This is a genomic window from Exiguobacterium sp. Leaf187, assembly GCF_001423925.1.
GTDB lineage: Bacteria > Bacillota > Bacilli > Exiguobacteriales > Exiguobacteriaceae > Exiguobacterium_A > Exiguobacterium_A indicum.
The window spans coordinates 946,806-969,251 of record NZ_LMPR01000009.1 but is presented as its reverse complement, the minus strand read 5'-3'; the positions used below and the strand labels follow the sequence as shown (position 1 = coordinate 969,251).

The window sequence follows — 22,446 nt, the reverse complement described above, 5'->3', positions numbered from 1 at the left end:
GCAATGATAGTGAAAAAAATCGTAGCAGATACGGTGGCTGAAGCAATGGAGCGAGTTAAACAGGAGTTAGGCGAAGAAGCTATCATCTTGAATACACGGCATATAAAAGTCGGTGGTATTTTCGGGGTTTTTGCAAAACGAAAAGTAGAATTGGTCGGTTCGGTGGATGAACATGTAGAGGATAAAAGGACTGTTAAAGTAGAACAGCCGAATAGAGTGAACCTTCATGTAAACCAAATAGAACAGCGATCAATCGTAGAACGCCCTACAATTATTACGACAGGGGAAAGACCATTACCAAGAGAACTAAGACAGTACGCTAAGTTACTTGCGGAGCCAGCGTTGAATCAGTTGGCAGAACACCTACACGAGAAACTTGTGTCAACTTATTATCAAACGCAGCAAGCTGAATTGAACACGGTATTACTCGAAGAGGTTCAAGCGAAGATTCGGACGAAAACGACGCATTCGAAATTCATTATGTTAACAGGTCCTACAGGTGTCGGAAAGACGACTACGATTGCAAAACTAGCAGCACATTTTACATTAACAGAAAAAAAACGAGTCGGTCTTATTACGACGGATACATATCGGATATCTGCCATTGAACAATTAAACACATATGCAGATATACTAGGTATCCCGATTCATGTTGCATACGATCTGAATGACTTTGAACAAGCGAAAGAAGCATTACAATCATGCGATATCGTTCTGATTGACACAGCGGGTAGGAATTTCCTTGATGTCGGGTATGTTGAACAATTAAAAAGTCGGCATACTTTTGAAGAGACGGATGTATTTCTCGTACTCAGTCTGACTGCGAAATATCAAGATCTACTTCGTATGTATGATCGCTTTCAATCCGTACCTGTATCTGGAATTATTTTCTCAAAAGCGGACGAGACAAGTGAATTATGGTCAATCGTTGGTCTCGCGGAAGAAAGTGATGTACCCATCTATTGTATAACCACTGGTCAAGAGGTACCTGAAGATATCTTGTTTAGTTCTGTAGAAGAGATATCCCAGATGATCGTCGAGAGAGGAATGGGATGATGCAAGAAGATCAAGCTCGAGTCCTACGCTCTAAGTTATCCGTAAATGAAACTAAAACGATTGCTATTGTTAGTGGTAAAGGTGGCGTTGGGAAAACGAACGTCGCTGTCAACTTAGGTGTTGCTCTATCTCTTCAAAACAAGAAGGTACTTATTATCGATTTAGATATCGGTATGGCCAACATTGGTATTTTACTCGGTAAATCTTCTAAGTTATCACTGATGGAATGTGTGAAGAAAAGAGAATCACTACAACAGTCAATTGTAGAATATTCACCAACCCTTCAGTTCATTCATGGGGGAAGTGGATTTGCTGAATTGACGAATTTCACGAGTGATGACATTACCTTTTTATTACGTGAATTTCGATTCTTCTATGAATATGATTATGTATTACTTGATCTAGGTGCCGGTGCTAATCATCAAACGTTTGATTTCATTGGTAGTGCAGATGAAGCATGGCTAGTTGTTACACCAGAACCTACTTCCATCATGGATGGGTACGCGTTTGTAAAATTAGCCCATCATCATGCGAATGAATTGCCTGTTTCCGTGATTGTTAATCGAGCTACGAATGGTGAAGAAGCTCTTGAAACATTTGATCGGCTCGAATTAGTCAGCTCTCAATTTTTAAGAAAATCACTACGTTTCATTGGTTTTCTACCTGAAGATCAAACAGTAGTGAAAGCGGTCAAAGCCCAAATGCCATTTTATATCATGGATCGAAAAAGTCATGTCAGTTGGCGAATGGATCACATTACTACTTCATTGACGGGTGTTCGCGTAAAAGAACGAAAGTTTTTAGATCGATTATTAAGTCGGCTAAAGCATGGGAAAGATCATGTCCATTAAGTTGGAAATAAAGGAGGAAATCATTCATGGACTTAAATGAATATGTAGGATTGTTCCTTGATGAATCAATGGAGCACCTTCAAGCAATCAATACAAGCTTATTGGATTTCGAACAACGTATGGATGACGAAGCTGTCATTGATCAAATTTTCCGGTCAGCTCACACACTCAAAGGAATGGCAGGAACGATGGGGTATGATGCTATCGCTGACTTAACGCATGAAATGGAGAGTGCTCTCGATTTAGTTCGCTCTAAAAAACAACCAGCTACTTCCGAACTGATTGATGTATTATTCGTCGCGGCAGAACAACTTGAAACGATGGTTGAAGATATTAGTCGAGGCGGAAAAGGAAAGTTAGATGTAACGGAGACGGTTAATCGATTGAAGCGATTCATTCAACCGAATGATGTACAAGTTGAAACGAATGTTCTACCTACTACGCAACAGAATTTTGAATGTGATGTCTATTCAAAAGCGGTTGTCCAACAATCGATTGCAGCAGGCTATCAAGCATACGTGTTATCAGTCGAACTATCAGCTGATGTCATCTTAAAAGCTGCTCGCGTTTATATGGTGTTTGATCGTCTTCAATCACTGGGGGACGTCATTTTATCAAATCCGACTTCAGATGACTTAGAGCAAGAACATTTTGATACATCATTTGAGATTTTATTCGTAACACAAAGTGAAAAAGAGACGATTCGAGAAGCAGTTGAAGCCGTATCAGAAGTGGCGAATGTTTCCATCGTCCCTTTTGAGACGACGTCAGAAGCAGAAGTTGCCACTTCTACGTTGCAACAAGAACCTGTTACTGAAGAGATTCAAAAAGAGGCGACTTCTACGACGAGTGAACCAATGGATGTCACTGCACCAGTCGCTTCAAAAACGATCCGTGTCAATCTTGAACGGATTGACCGCCTCATGAACTTATTTGAGGAGTTCATCATCGATCGAGGTCGCTTAGAACGAATTGCGGCAGAAGTAGGTTCTCCTGAATTGACGGATACTGTTGAGCGAATTAAGCGTGGGACGAACGAATTACAGTCTCTCGTATTGACTTTACGTATGATGCCAATTGAACAAGTATTTAATCGTTTCCCACGAATGGTACGTTCTGTATCGAAAGATGTCGGAAAACACATAAAACTTCATATCACTGGTGCTGAGACAGAGTTGGATCGAACAGTCATCGATGAGATCGGAGATCCATTAGTTCACTTGATTCGTAATGCAATCGATCATGGAATCGAAAACAAAGCGGACCGAATTCTTGCTGGAAAACCTGTTGAAGGGAATTTATCATTACGCGCCTATCATTCGGGAAATCGAGTCTTCATTGAAATCGAAGATGATGGTGCTGGAATTAACCACGAGCGCGTCACACGAATCGCGATTGAAAAGGGGCTAATTACGGAAGAAGAGGCGGCACTATTAACAATTGAAGAAGCATCGATGTTATTATTCGCTCCAGGTTTTTCGACAGCAGAAACGGTGACAGATTTGTCCGGGCGAGGTGTAGGACTCGATGTTGTGAAATCCAAGATTGAATCTCTTGGTGGGGAAGTATTTGTAGAAACACGTCGTGGTGAAGGTACTATTTTCCGAATTAGTCTACCACTTACGTTATCTATCATTTCAGCAATGTTGGTTGAACTTGGTAAAGAAACGTATGCTATTCCGTTGACGGCAATCATCGAGACAACATCATTAAGAAGCTCTTCGATCTTACAGGCGCATCGCGAGAAAGTATTCGATTTCCGTGGACAATTGGTTCCATTGATTTCGTTAAATGAAGTCTATGGATTGCCGCAACATGAGGCGGAGGCTTACTCCGTTGTTGTTGTTCGTAGTGGTGAAAAGCTGGCAGGTTTAATCGTTTCTGAATTGATTGGACAACAAGAAATTGTCATGAAGCCGCTAGGTAGTTATCTCGAAGGTATTCGGGCTATTTCCGGAGCAACTATACTTGGCGATGGGCAAGTGGCATTAATCATTGACAGTAACGCTCTATTACGAAAGTGAGGGAATTGAAGATGGAACAAAAGTGGGTTGTTTTTCAACTAGAAGAGAATTCATATGGGATTGACGTACAATCTGTTCGTTCAATTGAACGTCTCATTCCCATCACACGAATTCCAAATGCTGCTTCTTACGTTAAAGGTGTAATTAATTTGCGTGGAGTCGTAACACCTGTGATTGATTTACGTTCACGTTTAGGTTTTGACGTAATCGAAGAAACAGAAGAAACACGGATCATCATTGCAACACTTGAGCACGGAGACGCTGGATTCATCGTTGATCGAGCGAATGAAGTCGTAGAATCTTCTGAAGTTAGAATCGAGCCTTTGGGCGAACAAAAACAGGAAGATGCATCTTACCTAACGGCAGTCGCAAAAGGAGAAGACCAACTGTTTTCTTTAATCGAACCAAATCGATTATTTGAGGATATCGTTCATGCTTAATTCAGATCAAAAAGATATTTTCAGAGAAATTGGAAATATCGGAGCAGGTCATGCTGCTACAGCATTGTCTACACTTTTAGGGAAACCAATTGAAATCGAAGTGCCTTCTGCCGAATTAGAATCGTTTACAACGATCATAGATCGTGTGGGCGGTGCAGAAGCTTACACGGCTGGCGCATTGTTACGGTTTTCAGGTGATATTCGAGCGACCTTGCTTTTTTTGATGCCACTCCATGATGCAGAAAAGTTAATTGGACAGCTAATGAAATCTGAATTCCAATTTTTCTCTGATTCTCATGAAATGGGGGTTTCTGCCTGGGAGGAAATCGGGAATATACTAATTGGGGCATATGCACGATCGATTTCAGATTGGTTGGATTTGTCCCTCCAAGTCAGTGTTCCTGCTTCTGCATTTGATATGGTTGGCGCACTTCTCGAGGTGGCATTGCTTGAATCTTCAACACCGGGAAATATGGCTTTGTATATCGACACTCATCTTTCTAGTGCCGGGAATGAATTGACTGGACACTTGCTTCTCCTTCCAGAAGCAAATGCGTTTCAGACAGTTTTTCAGCGATTGGGTGTGGACATTGATGGATGAACTCATACGTATTGGAATTGCAGAATACGCAATCAGCAAACAGCCTGTCATTCTTCGCACTGCTGGTCTTGGTTCTTGCGTTGGGGTCGTCATCTATGATCAAGAGCGAGGGTTATCAAGCATGGCACACGTGATGTTGCCAGATTCGGCCATTAGTCGTAATCGCGAGGCAGAAATCGGTAAGTTTGCAGATACTGCTATTTTAGAAATCGTAAAACGCTTACGAGCAAATGGTGCATTACGCTTACGTGCTAAGATTGCTGGTGGTGCACAGATGTTCCAATTCAAATACGAACATGAATCGATGCGAATTGGAGAACGAAACATTGCGTCCGTCAAAGATATGTTACAAAAGACAGGAATCCCACTCGTTGCAGAAGATGTAGGTGGCACGAATGGGCGGACGATCGAGTTCCACTCAAAGTCAGGACGTCTCGTTATCCGGACAGTAAATGTCGGGACGTTGGAAATATAGAGGAGGAATGGTCATGCGTGAGGAATTACAACAACTTTGGGATCGATGGCTATCGACACGTGATATCACGGTAGCAGATGAATTACTTTTGAATTACGAGCCTCTCGTTCAGTATCATGTTCAACGACTAAGTGCAACATTACCTAAAAGTGTCGATCGGGATGAATTGAAAAGTTTAGGGATGATGGGATTGTACGATGCTCTTCAAAAATTCGATCAAAATCATAATAATAAATTCGACACGTATGCCGCCTTTCGGATTCGAGGAGCAATTTTAGACGGATTGCGAAAAATCGATTGGTTACCACGTTCTTTACGAGAAAAAGCAAAGCGGGTCGAAGCAGCTGTTGAAATACTAGAGCAATCTCTTCAAAGAACTCCGACGATTGAAGAAGTATCTTCGATTGTAGAAATGTCTACAGATGAAGTGAAGAGTGCGTTAGCTGAAAGTTATTTTGCAAATATATTATCGATTGACGAAGCCGTCACTTTACAAGATGAAGGGAAAGCAATGACCGTTTCCTATCTAGACCCTGATACTGCGACTCCGGAAGACATGTTATTAATGCGTGAGTTGATTGCTAAATTAGCAGAGGAAGTTAAAGAGCTGTCAGAAAAAGAACAACTCGTCGTTTCCTTGTTCTACTATGAAGAATTAACATTGACTGAGATTGGCGAAATCCTTGAATTGTCAACATCTCGAATTTCTCAAATCCATTCTAAGGCTCTCCGTAAATTAAAAAATGCATTGGGAAGTGCCTACTTAGCAGATCGTGTCGCAATGTGAAAGGAAATCAATCATGACAGTCGTGTATATACTCTTAGCAGCTCTTATATGCTACGCACTACTTGTGCTGTTTCGTCAGCAAGCGGATTTAAAAGATCGTATATCCCGTTTAGAGCTTGAAAAAAGCGAAACAGAGCAAGTTTTATTAAGCTTTATGGAGCAAGTAAATGAAATGACCGAGCAGAACGTAAAATCTGAGGTATCATCTAATCCTATAAATGAAACATATCAAAATCCATCAATAGAATCAGTTTTACCTGAGGAAAATGTTGTACAAAATGAACGAGCTGAATCATATATTGAAACACCAGTTCCTTCTGAAGTACAGAACGAAGAACAGGTCTTAACAGATGTGGAGCAGGCTTTACGCGAAGGAACAGATCTTGAGACACTTGCTCGTTCTTTGAATCGGGGAACGGGTGAGGTCGCTTTAATTGCTAAACTTTCTCGTCAAACGAAGGTTGCTCCTCGTTAATCTTTATGCTATATTAGTCTACGGTGTTAATTACGCACGCATGTATCGCCAGCTGCGGTGCCTTTAATAGGTTAGCTGGACAGACGATCATCGCGGAGGACATCCAAAACCCAAAAGGAGGAATTCATCATGGCAGTAATCTCGATGAAACAATTGTTAGAAGCTGGTGTACACTTCGGTCACCAAACACGCCGTTGGAACCCAAAAATGGCGAAATACATCTTCACAGAACGGAACGGAATCTACATCATCGACCTTCAAAAAACGGTCAAAAAAGTAGACGAAGCATACAACTTCATCCGTGAAGTAGCGTCTGAAGGCGGAAACGTTCTTTTCGTTGGTACGAAAAAACAAGCTCAAGACACTGTGAAAGAAGAAGCGATCCGTGCAGGTCAATACTTCATCAACGAACGTTGGTTGGGTGGAACTCTCACGAACTTCTCTACAATCAAAAAACGTATCAACCGTTTGAAACAACTCGAAAAAATGGAAGAGAACGGTACATTCGAAGTTCTTCCTAAAAAAGAAGTCATCATTCTTAAAAAAGAAATGACTCGTCTTGAGAAATTCCTCGGCGGTATCAAAGATATGCCAGGCGTTCCGGATGCACTCTTCATCGTTGACCCACGCAAAGAGCGTATCGCGATTGCAGAAGCACACAAACTCAACATCCCAATCGTTGCGATTGTTGATACGAACTGTGATCCAGACGAAATCGACTACGTCATCCCAGCGAACGACGATGCGATCCGTGCAGTCAAATTGCTCACTGGTAAAATGGCTGACGCAATCCTCGAAGTTAAACAAGGCGAAGATAACGTAGCACCTGAAACTACTGAAGAAGTAGTAGCAGACGCTGAGTAATTCGTGATGCCAGGTGATAAAGGGAATCGACCTTTTATCACCTTTTTTTTGAAACTAAGGATGTTATAAGGAGGAATATCGAATGGCTATTACAGCAGCAATGGTTAAAGAACTTCGTGAAAAAACAGGTGCAGGTATGCTCGACTGCAAAAAAGCACTCGTTGAAACTGACGGTGACATGAACGCAGCAGTAGATTTCTTGCGTGAAAAAGGGATCGCTAAAGCAGCAGCAAAAGGCGATCGTATCGCAGCTGAAGGGTTGACTGCAGTTGCAGTTGACGGCAACAAAGCGGCACTCGTTGAAATCAACTCAGAAACAGACTTCGTTGCGAAAAACGAACGTTTCCAAACACTCGTTCAAAACATCGCAGACGCTGTTCTCCGTAACGGTTCTGAGACAGCAGAAGCTGCTCTTGCTTCTGAATACGAAGCAGGCAAAACAATCGACACATACATCTCAGAAGAAGCTTCAACAATCGGAGAGAAAATCTCACTCCGTCGCGTAGCGCTCTTCACAAAAGCAGATGATGCAGTCTTCGGTTCTTACCTCCACATGGGTGGTCGCATCGGTTCAGTCGTCGTTATCGAAGGTACAACAGACGAAACAGTTGCAAAAGACGTTGCAATGCACATCGCAGCAGCACGTCCACTTTACGTTGACCGTACTTCTGTCACAGAAGAAGAAAAAGCACGTGAAGAAAAAGTCCTCACTGAGCAAGCATTGAACGAAGGAAAACCAGCTAACATCGTTGAAAAAATGATCGTTGGTCGTATGAACAAGTTCTTCGAGGAAATCTGCCTCGTCGATCAAACGTTCGTTAAAGATCCAGACTTCAAAGTTGGTAAATATGTAGAATCTAAAGGCGGTAAAGTCGTGTCATTCGTACGCTTCGAAGTTGGAGAAGGTATGGAAAAACGCGAAGAGAACTTCGCTGAAGAAGTTATGAACCAACTTAAAAAATAAGAATCGGGATCATCCTGATGACAAGAGAAGGAACACGTATGCTTCAATCCACTTTCGTGTGGAAGTGGTTCGTGTTCCTTTTTTACGGAATTTAGCAAGGGGGACATAGTCATGCAACCGAAATATAACCGGATTGTGTTAAAATTGAGCGGAGAAGCGCTCGCAGGAGATCAAGGGTTTGGGATTAATCCTGTCATCGTCAAATCCATCTCGGAACAGATTCGCGAATTGATTGAATTAAATGTTGAAGTAGCGGTCGTTGTCGGAGCTGGAAATATTTGGCGTGGTAAAACAGGTGCAGAACTTGGGATGGACCGGGCCAATGCCGATTATATGGGGATGCTAGCGACAGTCATGAACTCGCTTGCGCTTCAAGACAGTTTAGAAGATGTAGGTGTTGAAACACGTGTTCAAACATCGATCGAGATGCGCCAAGTAGCAGAACCATATATTCGTCGCCGTGCAATGCGTCATCTTGAAAAAGGACGAGTTGTTATTTTTGCAGCAGGTACCGGAAATCCTTATTTCTCAACTGACACAACGGCTGCTCTTCGTGCAGCAGAAATCGAAGCAGAAGTCATCTTGATGGCGAAAAACAATGTCGATGGTGTGTACTCAGCGGATCCGAACGTTGATCCAGAAGCGAAAAAATTCGAGACGCTCTCTTACTTGGATGTCTTAAAAGATGGACTCCAAGTCATGGATTCTACAGCTACATCACTTTGTATGGACAATGACATCCCGCTCATCGTCTTCTCGTTGATGGAAGAAGGTAACATCAAACGTGTCGTCATCGGTGACGAAATCGGGACAATCGTAAGGGGGAACTAATATGTCAAAAGAAATCTTAAAACAAGCCGAAGAACGGATGGAAAAAGCACATCTTTCACTTAAGAAGGAACTTGCGACACTCCGTGCAGGTCGTGCGAACGTTGCGATTTTGGATCCCGTTCAAGTCGAATACTATGGTTCACCAACACCGCTGAATCAAGTAGCGAATGTCAACACACCAGAGGCACGCCTAATCTTGATCACTCCTTGGGATAAGTCAATGGTGAGTGAGATTGAAAAAGCGATTCAACGTGCTGATCTTGGTCTTGCACCATCATCTGATGGTACGGTCATCCGTCTTGCGATTCCACCATTAACGGAAGAGCGTCGGAAGGAACTGGTTAAACTCGTCAAGAAGTATACGGAAGAAGGCAAGGTTGCCCTCCGTAACATTCGTCGTGACACGAACGAACAGTTGAAGAAACAAGAAAAAGATGGTGCATTGACAGAAGATGATCTACGTGGTTATACAGAAGATGTTCAGACGTTGACAGACAAGTTCGTCAAACAACTTGATCAAACGGCAACGGAAAAAGAACAAGAAATCATGGAAGTATGACGCGACGGATCGTCATGTGGGGGACTCTTTGTCACACGAAGAGTCCCTTTCTTCATAATTGAGAGAGGAGGAAGTGCGAATGTTTCAATGGTTGAATCAGACGAAAGAAACCGAAACCTATGAACGGGTGCCAGAACATGTTGCGATCATCATGGATGGAAATGGACGATGGGCAAAAAAACGTGGGCTTCCGCGAATTATGGGACATCGTGAAGGGATGAAATCGATTCGAGAAGTCGTTCGAGTTGCAAATGAGCTTGGTATCAGAAGCTTGACACTATATGCCTTTTCAACTGAAAACTGGACGCGTCCAGAAGAAGAAGTTAATTTTTTGATGAAGCTCCCAGCTCAGTTTTTAGAATCAGATTTGAAAGAACTCGATGCCCAAAATGTTAAGGTCGAGGTAGCAGGTGAAGTATCTCGCCTCCCTCATTTCACGCGTGAGGCGGTCGAACAAGCGAAACTGGATACGCAACACAATACAGGACTTCGTCTGATTTTCGCTCTGAATTATGGAGGACGCGATGAACTCGTGCAAGTCATGCAAAAACTGGGCGCACAGGTTCAGGCAGGAACATTGTCACCGGATGCGATTACACCGGAGACGATCGAGCGCGAGCTAATGACAGGATCCGTAACCGATGTCGATTTCGTGATTCGAACGAGTGGCGAACAACGGTTATCGAACTTCTTACTTTGGCAAGCGGCGTACGCAGAGTTTTATTTTACAGATGTCTTGTGGCCAGAGTTTCGTCGGGATGCTTTCTTGGCAGCAATTGAAGATTACAATCAACGGACACGCCGATTTGGCGGCGTCTGATTAAATGAGGAACTAGCTTATGAAAACTCGGATTATCACAGGGATATGGGCAGGCGCCATCTTTTTGGCGCTTTTGTACATCGGTGGACTTCCCTTTTTAGCGTTTATGGCAGTACTAACGATTCTCGGTTATACCGAGCTCGTCCGGATGCGACAATGGAGCGGCTCGCGCATTCCACGGATTTTATTCGGGATCGGTACGTTATTACCATTCGTCGGTATCTATGAAGAGGCAGTCGATCGGACACTCCCAATCGGACTTTCACCAATCGCTTGGGCAATGATCATTTTATTGATCGGTCTCTTTTGGAACGTGTTTTCGAAAAATGTCTTTACGTTCGATGATGTCGCCTTTTTACTGCTGACTGCGGTTTATGTTGGTGTCGGTTTTGCATCGTTCGCCTACATCCGCTTACTCGAACATGGATTAACGTGGTCGCTCTTGATCATTCTCTTGATCTGGTTTACGGATTCAGGGGCGTACTTCGTCGGGAAACGATTTGGTAAGAATAAACTGTGGCCGTCAATCAGCCCGAACAAAACGATTGAAGGGGCAGTCGGTGGCGTGCTACTTGCCATCTTACTCGGTGTCGTGTTTGAAAGTATCGAACCGACAGTCGGTTTTGGGAAAGTCATTGTCCTTGCCATCATCGTTGCCGTCGTTGGACAACTTGGTGACTTGGTCCAGTCCGCTTACAAACGCCATTATGGTGTAAAGGATTCTGGAACGTTACTACCGGGCCATGGTGGTATTCTAGATCGATTCGACAGCATGATGATCGTCTTTACGGTCCTCGTCGTACTCGATATCTTTGCTTGAGGAGGCGCTTCATTATGAAGAAAATCAGTATCATCGGTGGAACGGGATCGATTGGTACGCAGACGCTTGATGTCATTGCGGCTAATCCAGATCTTTTTGAATTGACGAGTTTTGCATTTGGTCGCAACACGACGGTCGCCGTACCGTGGTTGAATCGTTTGCAACCGATGCTTGTCGGAGTTCAAGATGAGACAACACGTCAAGAACTCGAGCAGCAGTTGAGTTATCAGCCGACGATCGTCATCGGTGAAGAAGGATTGCTTGATGTCGTGACGCATCCTGAAGTCGATACAGTCATTACAGCGGTCGTAGGAGCTGTCGGCTTACGTCCGACGCTTGCCGCGATCGAGGCGGGTAAAACGATTGGTCTTGCGAACAAAGAAACACTCGTCACGGCAGGGCACCTTGTCATGAAGCTCGCGCGCGAAAAAAACGTGACGATTTTACCTGTTGATAGTGAACATGCGGCAATCTTCCAATGCTTGAACGGGGAGCGGCGAGAGGATGTGCGTCAAATCATCTTGACAGCATCAGGCGGAAGCTTCCGTGATCAATCACGGGAAGATCTGGCAGACGTGACGGTCGAACAAGCACTGGCGCATCCGAACTGGTCGATGGGAGCGAAAATCACGATTGATTCGGCGTCGATGATGAACAAAGGGTTCGAAGTCATTGAAGCGCACTGGTTATTTGATGTCGACTATGCGGATATCGATGTCGTCATTCATCGTGAATCGATCATCCACTCGATGGTTGAGTTCAACGATGGTGCCGTCATGGCGCAGCTTGGTATGCCCGACATGCGGGAGCCGATTCAGTACGCTCTTACATATCCGTCCCGCCTTGAAATTCAAGGGGGAGAACGGTTAAACTTAAAGGAAATCGGACGCTTACACTTTGCTGATGCATCATTTGATCGTTATCCCTTGTTACGACTTGCTTTTGAAGCGGGTCAAGCCGGTGGGTCGATGCCATCAGTACTCAATGCTGCGAACGAACAAGCGGTGGACCGTTTCTTAAAAGGGGACATTCGCTTTTTAGAAATCGAAGCGAGCGTCGAGGCGGCGCTTCAAGCTCATGAGCTTATCGACGAGCCTTCCTTGGATCAAATCCTTGAAGCCGATCGATGGGCGCGTGAGTTCGTATCGTCTCTTACATTCGCTAACTAAGGATGGGATAAGTAATGACGACCTTTATTTCAATCGTACTGATGTTCGGTGTACTCGTCGCCGTCCATGAATGGGGTCATCTCGTAATGGCGAAGAGGGCAGGTATTCTCTGTCGGGAATTCGCGATTGGATTTGGACCGAAGATCTTTTCAGTGTTTAAAAATGAGACGTTGTATACGGTGCGCCTGTTGCCGATTGGCGGTTATGTCAAGATGGCGGGTGAAGAACCTGAACTCGTTGAGATCAAATCAGGTCAAACCGTCGGATTACAGTTAAAGGACGGTGTCATCGAGACGATTTATTTCGATGCAGATCAGCCACAAGTCGACCAAGTCGTTACTGTCGAGCGGATTGACTTGTTGCGTCAACTCGAACTCGTTGGGTTACAGGATGAGACCTCGGTCCGATACCCTGTCTCCCCGACAGCATTTCTTGTCGAAGGTCAGACACGGACACAAATTGCGCCGTATGATCGCACATTTGGTTCGAAATCCGTTTGGAAACGCGTCCTTGCGATTGCTGCAGGACCGTTCATGAACTTTGTCCTCGCGTTCGTCATTTTATTCGGTCTTGCCTTATATAATGGCTCTCCGACAGGGGAAAGCGTCATCGGTACAGTACAAAAAGGTTCACCTGCCGATCAAGCAGGACTTGTTGAAGGTGACCGGATCATCTCAGTCAACGGACAGGATACAGCCAAATGGACGGATTTACGTGCTGGATTCCAAGATCGTGCTGGGAAAGCGACAGAAGTAAAATATGAGCGTGATGGGAAAGAGACGACAACTGAAATCACGCCAAAAGTGCAACAGCAAGGAGAACAGAAGGTCGGCATCATCGGTGTTACGAATGAGACAGAAAAATCATTCGGAACAGCACTACAAACGGGCGTTTCAGAAACATGGCGGATGTCGACGCTCATCGTCGGAGCGGTTGGAGATCTCGTGACCGGTGTCGTTGGCGTCGATCAATTATCAGGGCCAGTCGGGATCGTCAAGATGACCGATCAGGTCGCAGATAGTGGGTTCTCGATGCTCTTGACATGGACTGCACTGTTGTCCGTTAACTTAGCAGTCTTCAACCTATTGCCACTTCCAGCACTTGACGGAGGACGCTTGCTGTTCCTCTTCCTTGAAGCCTTACGCGGTAAACCGGTCGATCCTCAAAAAGAAGGATTGGTTCATTTCGTCGGTTTTGCGCTTTTGATGTTACTCATGCTCGTCGTTACTTGGAACGACATTCAAAAATTCTTTTAATTAATCACTCAGTCAAAGGAGTTCGTGACTCATTATGAAACAATCAAAACTATTCATGCCAACGTTGCGTGAAGTACCATCTGATGCAGAAGCCATCAGTCACCAACTCTTGCTTCGTGCAGGATTCATGCGTCAAAATGCCGCTGGAATCTATTCGTATCTCCCACTCGCAAAACGGGTTCTCGCAAATATCGAGACAATCATTCGCGAGGAATTAGAGGCAGCGGGTGCGCAAGAATTACTGATGCCAGCAATTCAACCAGCTGAACTATGGGAAGAAACAGGACGCTGGGATATCTATGGACCTGAATTAATGCGCTTGACGGATCGTCATGATCGCCGGTTCGCGCTCGGAGCGACGCACGAGGAACTGATCACTTCAATCGTTCGTGATGAATTGAACTCGTATAAAAAGTTACCGGTCAATCTCTTCCAGATTCAAATGAAATACCGTGACGAACGTCGGCCACGTTTCGGTTTATTACGTGGTCGTGAGTTCATCATGAAAGATGCCTACTCGTTCCATTCGTCACAAGAGAGCTTAGACGAAGAGTATCAAAACATGTTTGATACGTATTCGCGGATTTTCTCACGTGTGGGTCTTGAGTTCCGTCCAGTCGTCGCTGACTCGGGTGCAATCGGTGGTAGTGGAACACATGAGTTCCATGCGTTAGCAGCAATCGGTGAAGATACGATCGTCTACTCGGACCAATCGGATTATGCAGCGAACTTAGAGATGGCAGAGTCGATTGATGCCTATCCGAAGCAAGACAAAGCACCAGAAGCACTTGAAGAAGTGCATACAGCAGATGCGAAGACGATCGAAGCGGTCAGTGCACATCTGAACTTACCAGCAAATGAATCGATCAAGACCGTCATCTTCAAGACGGAACAAGGGCTTGTCATGGCACTCGTCCGAGGCGATCACGAAGTCAACGATATCAAATTGAAAAACTATCTGGGCGCACTCGACATCACGATGGCGAGCGACGAAGAGATTGAAGCAGCGCTTCACTCAACGCCTGGAACACTCGGACCGATCGGGGCAGACATGAAGATCGTCGCCGATTACGCGGTACGTGCCTTGACGAACGCTGTCTGTGGTGCAAACAAAGCAGAAACACATTATATCCATGTCGATCCAAGCCGTGATTTCGAAGCAGACTATACGGACTTGCGCTTCGTCGAAGAAGGTGACGCGTCACCAGACGGAAACGGAAACGTCAAATTCGCACGTGGCATCGAAGTCGGTCAAGTCTTCAAACTCGGAACACGTTACTCTGAAGGAATGGGAGCGACGTTCCTCGATGAAGGCGGTAAAGCACAACCACTCATCATGGGATGTTACGGCATTGGTGTCTCGCGGACATTGTCGGCAGTCGTCGAACAACATTATGATGAGCGCGGAATCATTTGGCCAAAAGCGATCGCACCATACGATGTCCATTTGATTGTCGTCAATGGTAAAAATGCAGAACAGCTTGAACTCGGAGAAACACTATACCGGGAGTTGACAGCTGCAGGATTCAGCGTCCTGCTTGACGACCGAAAAGAACGAGCAGGCGTCAAATTCGCCGATGCGGATTTGATTGGTCTACCGGTTCGCTTGAACGTCGGCAAAAAAGCGGCAGAAGGAATCGTCGAATTAAAAGCTCGTCGCGGTGGCGATGCAGAAGAAATTGGACAAGAACAAGTCGTTGAGGCTGTTCGTTCACTCTATGAAGGTTTAGAATAAAGAATGGAGACGGTCACTTTTCATAAAGTGACTGTTTTCTTGTCTCACACCCATTCGCCCCTTGGGCAATCCGCAAGAGGAGGAGGAGTTGCTGTCACGGTGTGAAGCGATCAGACAGCACAATTGCGAGTGGATACACAACAACGCATGTCACTGTTGCTGAGTGACTTGGAATTACCGAACGGTATCATTGAAGAATACTTTAACGAAGCAGTTCTTGAGAAGCTTCGCGTCAATAAAGCAAAAGCAACCTGGACATTTGAAATCCGCTTGCCACACGTTTTGCCCCAAAACGTCTATCAACTCTTTACGAGTCGTTTGATAAGTCGGTATCAGCAATTCGCCGAAGTCAAGGTCATCCTATACGCGGATGGTCGACCAGACGAACGCCTGTATCATGATTACTGGCCATATGTCGTGCAAGATCTCGCCGACGTTTCATCGGCGATGCGGACACAACTCGGACGTGTCTTACCGGAGTTCAAAGAACAGAAATTATTCATTCCAGTCCGGAGTGAACCGGAAGCAGGATTCTTAAAAAGTAGCTTATGTGGGGAATTGCAGTTACTTTATAGTGCTTACGGATTCCCGAAATTCAACTGTGAACCGATTGTTCAAATTAACGAATCGAAACAAGAAGCGTTGCGCAATCAGGTGAAACAGGAAGACATGGAAGAAGCAAAGCGGATGCTCGAGTTGCAATTCAAACGGGAACAATCGCGGGATGACGATGAAGGACCGGTTGAGATCCGGATCGGGAAACCGATTCAAGATGAGATTGTCCCAATCAAGACGATCCAAGATGAGGAACGACGGATTGCGATTCGTGGTCTCGTCTTCTCGGCAGAGAGTCGTGAACTACGAAGTGGAAAGACAATCTTTACGTTCAAAATGACGGATTATACGGACTCCCTCGTCGTCAAGATGTTTGCGCGTGACGAAACAGACGTCAAGATACTCTCTGCGATCAAAAAAGGGATGTGGATTCAAGCGGCAGGTCGCGTTGAGTTCGATACGTTCCTGCGCGATCTTTGTATGATGATTGCCCAACTGTCAGAGGTGAAGATGGAAGCCCCTGCTGACCCTTGGGCAGGCGAGAAGCGTGTCGAGTTACATGCGCACTCGCAAATGAGTCAAATGGACGCCGTCATGAACGTGACGAAATACGTTGAACGCGCGGCGAAATGGGGTCATCCTGCTGTTGCGATCACGGATCACGCGGGTGCCCAAAGTTTCCCGGATGCCTACTATGCCGGAAAGAAAAACGATATCAAGGTATTGTATGGAATCGAAGCGAATGTCGTCGATGACGGGGTGCAAGTCGCCTATCATCCCGTGGACCGTAACTTAGATGACGCGACATTCGTTGTCTTTGACGTCGAGACGACGGGTCTATCGGCGATGTACAACAAGATCATCGAACTTGCAGCCGTCAAGATCCACGACGGTGATATCATCGATAAGTTCGAAGCGTTCGCGGATCCGAAGCATCTATTGTCGGCGACGACGATTGATTTGACAGGAATCACCGATGATATGGTCCGCGGAAAACCAGACCCGGAACAAGTCGTCAAGGAATTTATGGACTGGGTCGGCGATTCGATTCTCGTTGCCCATAATGCCTCATTCGATATCGGATTCTTGAATGCGACACTCCGTTCCGGTGGACACGATGAATCGGTCTTGCCAGTCATTGATACGCTTGAGCTAGCCCGTGTTTTGATGCCGACGCTAAAAAACCATCGATTGAACACACTCGCGAAACGATTTGACATCGAATTGACGCAGCATCACCGCGCCATCTATGACGCGGAAGCGACAGGCTATTTGATGGTCAAATTGCTGCAAATGGCAGATGAGATGTTCGACATGAAGACACACGCTTCGCTCAACCGGGAGATGGGGAAAGATATCTCGCGGGCACGGCCATACCACGCGACGGTCTATGCGAAGAACCGGACGGGCTTGAAGAATCTGTACCAATTGATTTCGATTGCTCACACGAAACACGTGCACCGTGTCGTCCGCACACCACGCTCGCAACTCGTCGCGCATCGGGATGGATTGATCATTGGATCAGCTTGCGATAATGGCGAGGTGTTTGATGCTGCCTTGAACAAGTCGGACGAAGATTTAGCAAAAGTGATGCAGTTCTATGATTTCATCGAGATTCAGCCACCCGCAATGTATGGTCATTTGATTGAACGGGAAATCGTTCAGAATGAACTCGAACTGCGCGAACTGATCAAAAAGATCATCCGCGTCGCGGAAGAACATGATATCTTACCAGTCGCGACAGGGAATGTGCATTACCTCGATCAACATGACGCGACGTACCGGGAGATCTTGATCCGGACGCAAGGTGGAGCGAACATGCTGAACATGCGAAAACAATTGCCACCGGCACACTTCCGGACGACGAAGGAAATGATGGATGACTTCAAGTTCCTCGGACCGGATGTGTCGGAACGTCTCGTCATCACGAACAGTCAAGCCGTCGCGGAACAGTTCGAGAACATCGACATCATTCCAAAGGATCTCTATACACCGAAGATCGAAGGGGCAGATGAAGAAGTACGGAACTTGTCGTACGATATGGCGCACCGGATTTACGGCGACACGTTACCGGAGATCGTCGAAGCCCGCCTCGAAAAAGAGTTGAAGTCGATCATCGGTCACGGATTCGCCGTCATCTATCTGATTTCCCATAAACTCGTTAAAAAGTCGCTTGACGACGGCTATTTGGTCGGTTCACGAGGATCGGTCGGATCAAGTCTCGTTGCGACGATGACCGAGATCACGGAAGTCAATCCATTGCCACCGCATTACGTCTGTCCGAATTGTAAGGAATCGGAGTTCTTCGATGACGGTTCCGTCGGTTCGGGATTCGATTTACCGGATAAGTCTTGTTCGAAATGTGATGTCCCATTGTTTAAGGATGGTCATGATATTCCGTTCGAGACGTTCCTCGGATTTAAAGGGGATAAAGTACCGGATATCGATTTGAACTTCAGTGGAGAATACCAGCCACAAGCACACGCCTATACGAAAGTCCTGTTCGGTGACGATTACGTCTACCGTGCCGGAACGATCGGTACGATCGCTGAGAAGACAGCGTATGGCTACGTCAAAGGGTATCAGTCGGAGAATGAGTTGACGTATCGGAATGCGGAAGTCGATCGTCTCGTCAGTGGTGTCACCGGTGTCAAACGGACGACCGGACAACACCCGGGTGGGATCATCGTTGTACCGGACTATATGGATATTTACGATATTAGTCCGATTCAGTATCCGGCAGACGATATGGGTTCTGAATGGAAGACGACACACTTTGACTTCCACTCGATTCACGATAACTTACTCAAACTCGATATCCTCGGTCACGATGACCCGACAATGATCCGGATGCTACAAGATCTGTCAGGACGTGATCCGAAGACGATTCCGGTCGATGACCCAGAAGTCATGAAAATCTTCAGTTCGACGGAATCGATCGGTGTAACGCCGGAACAGATTGATTCAAAAACAGGAACGCTCGGCATTCCGGAGTTTGGAACAAAGTTCGTCCGCCAAATGTTAGAAGAGACGAAACCGACGACGTTCTCAGAGCTCGTTCAGATTTCAGGACTCTCGCACGGAACGGATGTCTGGCTCGGAAACGCCAGCGAATTGATCTACAACGGAACGTGTGAACTAAAAGACGTCATCGGTTGTCGAGATGACATCATGGTCTACTTGATCTACGCCGGTCTTGAACCGTCGCTTGCCTTTAAAATCATGGAGTCGGTCCGAAAAGGGAAAGGACTCTCGATTGACATGGAAGAGGCGATGATCGAGAACGATGTACCTCTCTGGTATATCGATTCTTGTAAGAAAATTAAGTACATGTTCCCGAAAGCCCATGCTGCCGCCTACGTCTTGATGGCTGTCCGGATTGCTTACTATAAGGTCCACCATCCGATGTATTACTACGCTTCGTACTTTACGGTTCGTGCGGGTGACTTTGATATCGGTGCGATGAATAAAGGCTCTGCTGCCGTTCGGAAAGTCTTGCAAGACATCAAGGATAAAGGATTTGAAGCGACGGCGAAGGATAAAGGGCTGTATACGGTTCTTGAAATCGCGCTTGAGATGATCGAACGTGGCTTTACGTTCCAAAAGGTCGATCTCTACCGCTCAAGTGCAACGGAATTCCTCATTGACGGAGATACGTTGTTACCACCGTTTAATGCCGTGACAGGTCTCGGGACGAATGCAGCGAAGCAGATCGTCGAAGCACGTAAAGGCGGCGAATTCCTCTCGAAGGAAGACCTCCAAAAACGCGCTAAGTTATCGAAATCGATCATTGAGACGCTCGATAACCTAGGCTGTCTCGAAGGGTTACCGGACGAGAATCAGCTCTCCTTGTTCGACTTGTAAGCCCTTAGGAACACTTGCTTTGAGCGCTTTCCTATGCTATATTGAGTGAGGAAATGTTTTTTATACTACGACTTGGAAGGAGTAGGGGGACCTGCTCCTTTCTTGTTTGTTTTTTGAAGGAGGATGAAGATGACGAACGTAACGGAAAAGGTCGAAGCGCTCGCAAAACCAATCGTCGAACGAGAGGGGATGGAGCTAGTCGACGTTGAATTCGTCAAAGAAGGGGCGGATTGGTTCCTACGTGTCTCCATCGACAAAGAGGGTGGCGTGGATCTTGAAGACTGCGTCAAAATCAATGAACAGTTATCGGAAGCATTGAATGACAATGATCCGATTGACGAGCCGTATTACCTCGACGTCGCTAGTCCAGGAGCGGAACGTCCACTGAAGAAAGACGAGGACTTCGAAAAGGCGATTGGGAAACATGTGTACATCAAAACGCACGATCCAGTAAAGAATGCGGTTGAATTCGAAGGAACGTTGCTCGCGTACACACCTGAGATGCTTGAAATCGAAGTGCGTGTCAAAACAAGAAAATTGAAAATTGAGATACCGGTCGACAAGATTTCACTTGCGCGACTTGCGGTAATGTTCTGACGGAAAGGAAGAGAACGATGGGACCACAGTTACTCGAGGCGATCAATCAAATCGCGAAAGAGAAGGAAATTGACAAGAACATCATCATCGATGCGCTCGAACAGGCATTGATTTCAGCGTACCGACGCAACTTCGGAAAAGAATCGGAGGCTGTAAAGGTCGAATTCGACCAGCAGACAGGAGACATCCGTGTCTTCGCGCTTAAGGAAGTCGTCGAACGATTGACACAACCAGAAGAGCAACTTTCGCTTGAAGAAGCGCACGAGATCGATCCGACATATGAACTCGGCGATTTCCATAAAGTCGAAGTGACGCCAGGCGACTTCGGTCGTGTTGCAGCACAAACGGCGAAACAGATCGTCACACAAAAAATGCGTGAAGCAGAACGCGAACGCATCTACAATCACTTCGCGGATCGTGAAGATGAGATCATGACAGGTATCGTCGAGCGTCAAGATGCACGCAACTTGTACGTCAACCTAGAAGGTATCGAAGCTGTCTTGACGACACACGAGCAAATGCCGAACGAGCGTTTCGGGATTCGTGATCGCATCAAGGTGTACGTCACGAAAGTTGATCCAATGGTCAAAGGATCAGGGGCATCGATTCTTGTATCACGGACACATCCAGGTCTCTTAAAACGTCTCTTTGAAATCGAAGTACCAGAGATTTCAAGTGGCGAAGTCGAAGTCAAGTCTGTGGCGCGTGAAGCGGGCGACCGTTCGAAAATCGCAGTCGCGGCGGATGACATCGATCCAGTCGGTGCATGTGTCGGACAAAAAGGGGCGCGTGTTCAACGCATCGTCAATGATTTAAACGGGGAAAAAATCGATATCGTCCGTTACTCGGATGATCCGAAAGAATATGTCGCGAACGCACTCAGCCCAGCTCAAGTCGTTGCGGTCTATGTGAACGAACCAGCGAAAGCGACAATCGTCGTCGTTCCAGATTTCCAATTGTCGCTTGCCATCGGGAAACGTGGTCAAAACGCGCGTCTCGCAGCGAAATTGACAGGATGGAAAATCGACATCAAGAGCGAGTCTGAAGCGGAAGCAATGGATCTCGAAGATGTCTTCGCGACGGAAGAGCCGGCAGTAGAAGCGGTCCAAGTCGAAGGCGAGGAATAATTCGTGCAAAAAAAGGTACCATTACGTAAGTGTGTCATCACACAAGAAATGAAACCGAAAAAAGAATTAATTCGTGTCGTCCGGACACCTGAACAAGAGGTCGTCATCGATTTAAATGGTAAGATGAATGGGCGAGGTGCCTATTTATCGAAAGATGCGGCAGTCATTGCGACGGCGAAGAAAAAACGGACGCTTGATCATCATTTGAAGGTCAAGACGACAGATGCCTTATACGATGAATTGCTTGAAATCGCGGGAGGTACAAATGAGTAAATGGGAATCCCTTCTCGGTCTCGCGAATCGAGCTAGAAAAGTGACGACGGGAGAAGAACTCGTACTGAAAGAAGTACGAGGAGGACAAGCGAAGCTTGTTCTTTTAGCAGCAGATGCGGGGGCTGCCACGCGTAAGAAAGTCACAGATAAATGTACGAGTTATCAGGTTCCTTACCTAGAAGTCGCCGACCGGACGATTCTCGGTCAAGCATTAGGAAAGGATGCGCGTGTTGTCGTGTCAGTCAATGAAGCCGGATTTGCGAAAAAGCTAACTGAACTCCTCTCGAACGACTAATTGGAGGT

The 22,446-nt window shown here is 45.9% G+C and carries 22 protein-coding genes; all 22 read left to right on the top strand.

All coding sequences use genetic code 11. The features are described from left to right. Positions 1-3 precede the first annotated feature (3 nt). The 22 genes from ASF99_RS09360 to ASF99_RS09255 all read left to right on the top strand — a co-directional run bounded on the left by ASF99_RS09360 (position 4) and on the right by ASF99_RS09255 (position 22,438). Complete coding sequence (locus tag ASF99_RS09360) at positions 4-1,056, top strand: GTP-binding protein (protein WP_055968635.1); 1,053 nt, start codon at positions 4-6, stop codon at positions 1,054-1,056. After that, complete coding sequence (locus ASF99_RS09355; protein ID WP_035396779.1) at positions 1,053-1,907, top strand: MinD/ParA family protein; 855 nt, start codon at positions 1,053-1,055, stop codon at positions 1,905-1,907. The genes ASF99_RS09360 and ASF99_RS09355 overlap by 4 nt, the downstream gene beginning before the upstream one ends. 26 nt (positions 1,908-1,933) lie before the next feature. Next, entirely contained in the window at positions 1,934-3,931 is a 1,998-nt protein-coding gene (locus tag ASF99_RS09350; RefSeq protein ID WP_023468699.1) for a chemotaxis protein CheA, read from the top strand. 11 nt (positions 3,932-3,942) lie between these two features. Then, positions 3,943-4,371 (top strand): chemotaxis protein CheW, encoded by a 429-nt coding sequence (locus tag ASF99_RS09345; RefSeq protein WP_023468698.1) that lies wholly within the window; start codon positions 3,943-3,945, stop codon positions 4,369-4,371. Beyond that, positions 4,364-4,972, top strand: a complete 609-nt coding sequence (locus tag ASF99_RS09340; RefSeq protein ID WP_023468697.1) for a chemotaxis protein CheC — start codon at positions 4,364-4,366, stop codon at positions 4,970-4,972. Before ASF99_RS09345 ends, ASF99_RS09340 begins: the two co-directional genes overlap by 8 nt. Then, positions 4,965-5,447, top strand: coding sequence for a chemotaxis protein CheD (locus tag ASF99_RS09335; protein ID WP_023468696.1), 483 nt, complete (start codon positions 4,965-4,967; stop codon positions 5,445-5,447). The genes ASF99_RS09340 and ASF99_RS09335 overlap by 8 nt, the downstream gene beginning before the upstream one ends. Before the next feature lie 13 nt (positions 5,448-5,460). Next, a complete protein-coding gene (locus ASF99_RS09330) occupies positions 5,461-6,234 on the top strand; it encodes a FliA/WhiG family RNA polymerase sigma factor (RefSeq protein ID WP_023468695.1) in 774 nt (257 codons plus the stop codon). Positions 6,235-6,247: 13 nt separating this feature from the next. Next, complete coding sequence (locus tag ASF99_RS09325) at positions 6,248-6,709, top strand: hypothetical protein (protein WP_055968633.1); 462 nt, start codon at positions 6,248-6,250, stop codon at positions 6,707-6,709. 129 nt (positions 6,710-6,838) lie between these two features. After that, on the top strand, positions 6,839-7,573 hold the full coding sequence (rpsB, locus tag ASF99_RS09320; RefSeq protein WP_012370721.1) for a 30S ribosomal protein S2: 735 nt from the start codon (positions 6,839-6,841) through the stop codon (positions 7,571-7,573). An 82-nt stretch (positions 7,574-7,655) separates the two neighbouring features. Continuing rightward, positions 7,656-8,537 carry a translation elongation factor Ts gene (gene tsf, locus ASF99_RS09315; protein ID WP_023468693.1) on the top strand — a complete coding sequence of 294 codons (882 nt, stop codon included), beginning with the start codon at positions 7,656-7,658 and terminating at the stop codon, positions 8,535-8,537. A gap of 111 nt (positions 8,538-8,648) precedes the next feature. Beyond that, a complete protein-coding gene (gene pyrH / locus ASF99_RS09310) occupies positions 8,649-9,368 on the top strand; it encodes a UMP kinase (protein ID WP_023468692.1) in 720 nt (239 codons plus the stop codon). A gap of 1 nt (position 9,369) precedes the next feature. Further along, positions 9,370-9,927: a ribosome recycling factor gene (frr, locus tag ASF99_RS09305; RefSeq protein ID WP_023468691.1), complete on the top strand. Its 558-nt coding sequence runs from the start codon at positions 9,370-9,372 to the stop codon at positions 9,925-9,927. Between the two features lie 79 nt (positions 9,928-10,006). Further along, positions 10,007-10,747 carry an isoprenyl transferase gene (locus ASF99_RS09300; RefSeq protein ID WP_023468690.1) on the top strand — a complete coding sequence of 247 codons (741 nt, stop codon included), beginning with the start codon at positions 10,007-10,009 and terminating at the stop codon, positions 10,745-10,747. Between the two features lie 19 nt (positions 10,748-10,766). Continuing rightward, positions 10,767-11,567: a phosphatidate cytidylyltransferase gene (locus tag ASF99_RS09295; protein ID WP_023468689.1), complete on the top strand. Its 801-nt coding sequence runs from the start codon at positions 10,767-10,769 to the stop codon at positions 11,565-11,567. Positions 11,568-11,581: 14 nt separating this feature from the next. Next, positions 11,582-12,736: a 1-deoxy-D-xylulose-5-phosphate reductoisomerase gene (locus tag ASF99_RS09290; protein ID WP_055968631.1), complete on the top strand. Its 1,155-nt coding sequence runs from the start codon at positions 11,582-11,584 to the stop codon at positions 12,734-12,736. A 14-nt stretch (positions 12,737-12,750) separates the two neighbouring features. Further along, a complete protein-coding gene (gene rseP / locus ASF99_RS09285; protein ID WP_023468687.1) occupies positions 12,751-13,992 on the top strand; it encodes an RIP metalloprotease RseP in 1,242 nt (413 codons plus the stop codon). A gap of 34 nt (positions 13,993-14,026) precedes the next feature. Then, complete coding sequence (locus ASF99_RS09280; protein WP_023468686.1) at positions 14,027-15,727, top strand: proline--tRNA ligase; 1,701 nt, start codon at positions 14,027-14,029, stop codon at positions 15,725-15,727. Positions 15,728-15,874: 147 nt separating this feature from the next. Continuing rightward, a complete protein-coding gene (locus ASF99_RS09275; RefSeq protein ID WP_200934663.1) occupies positions 15,875-20,146 on the top strand; it encodes a PolC-type DNA polymerase III in 4,272 nt (1,423 codons plus the stop codon). 129 nt (positions 20,147-20,275) lie between these two features. Next, positions 20,276-20,743, top strand: a complete 468-nt coding sequence (rimP, locus tag ASF99_RS09270; RefSeq protein WP_023468684.1) for a ribosome maturation factor RimP — start codon at positions 20,276-20,278, stop codon at positions 20,741-20,743. A 17-nt stretch (positions 20,744-20,760) separates the two neighbouring features. Beyond that, the gene (gene nusA / locus ASF99_RS09265; RefSeq protein WP_023468683.1) at positions 20,761-21,870 is read left to right on the top strand and encodes a transcription termination factor NusA; all 1,110 of its coding nucleotides are present in this window, start codon (positions 20,761-20,763) and stop codon (positions 21,868-21,870) included. Positions 21,871-21,873: 3 nt separating this feature from the next. After that, positions 21,874-22,143 (top strand): RNase P modulator RnpM, encoded by a 270-nt coding sequence (rnpM, locus tag ASF99_RS09260; protein ID WP_023468682.1) that lies wholly within the window; start codon positions 21,874-21,876, stop codon positions 22,141-22,143. Then, a complete protein-coding gene (locus ASF99_RS09255) occupies positions 22,136-22,438 on the top strand; it encodes a YlxQ family RNA-binding protein (RefSeq protein WP_023468681.1) in 303 nt (100 codons plus the stop codon). Before rnpM ends, ASF99_RS09255 begins: the two co-directional genes overlap by 8 nt. Positions 22,439-22,446: the final 8 nt, after the last annotated feature.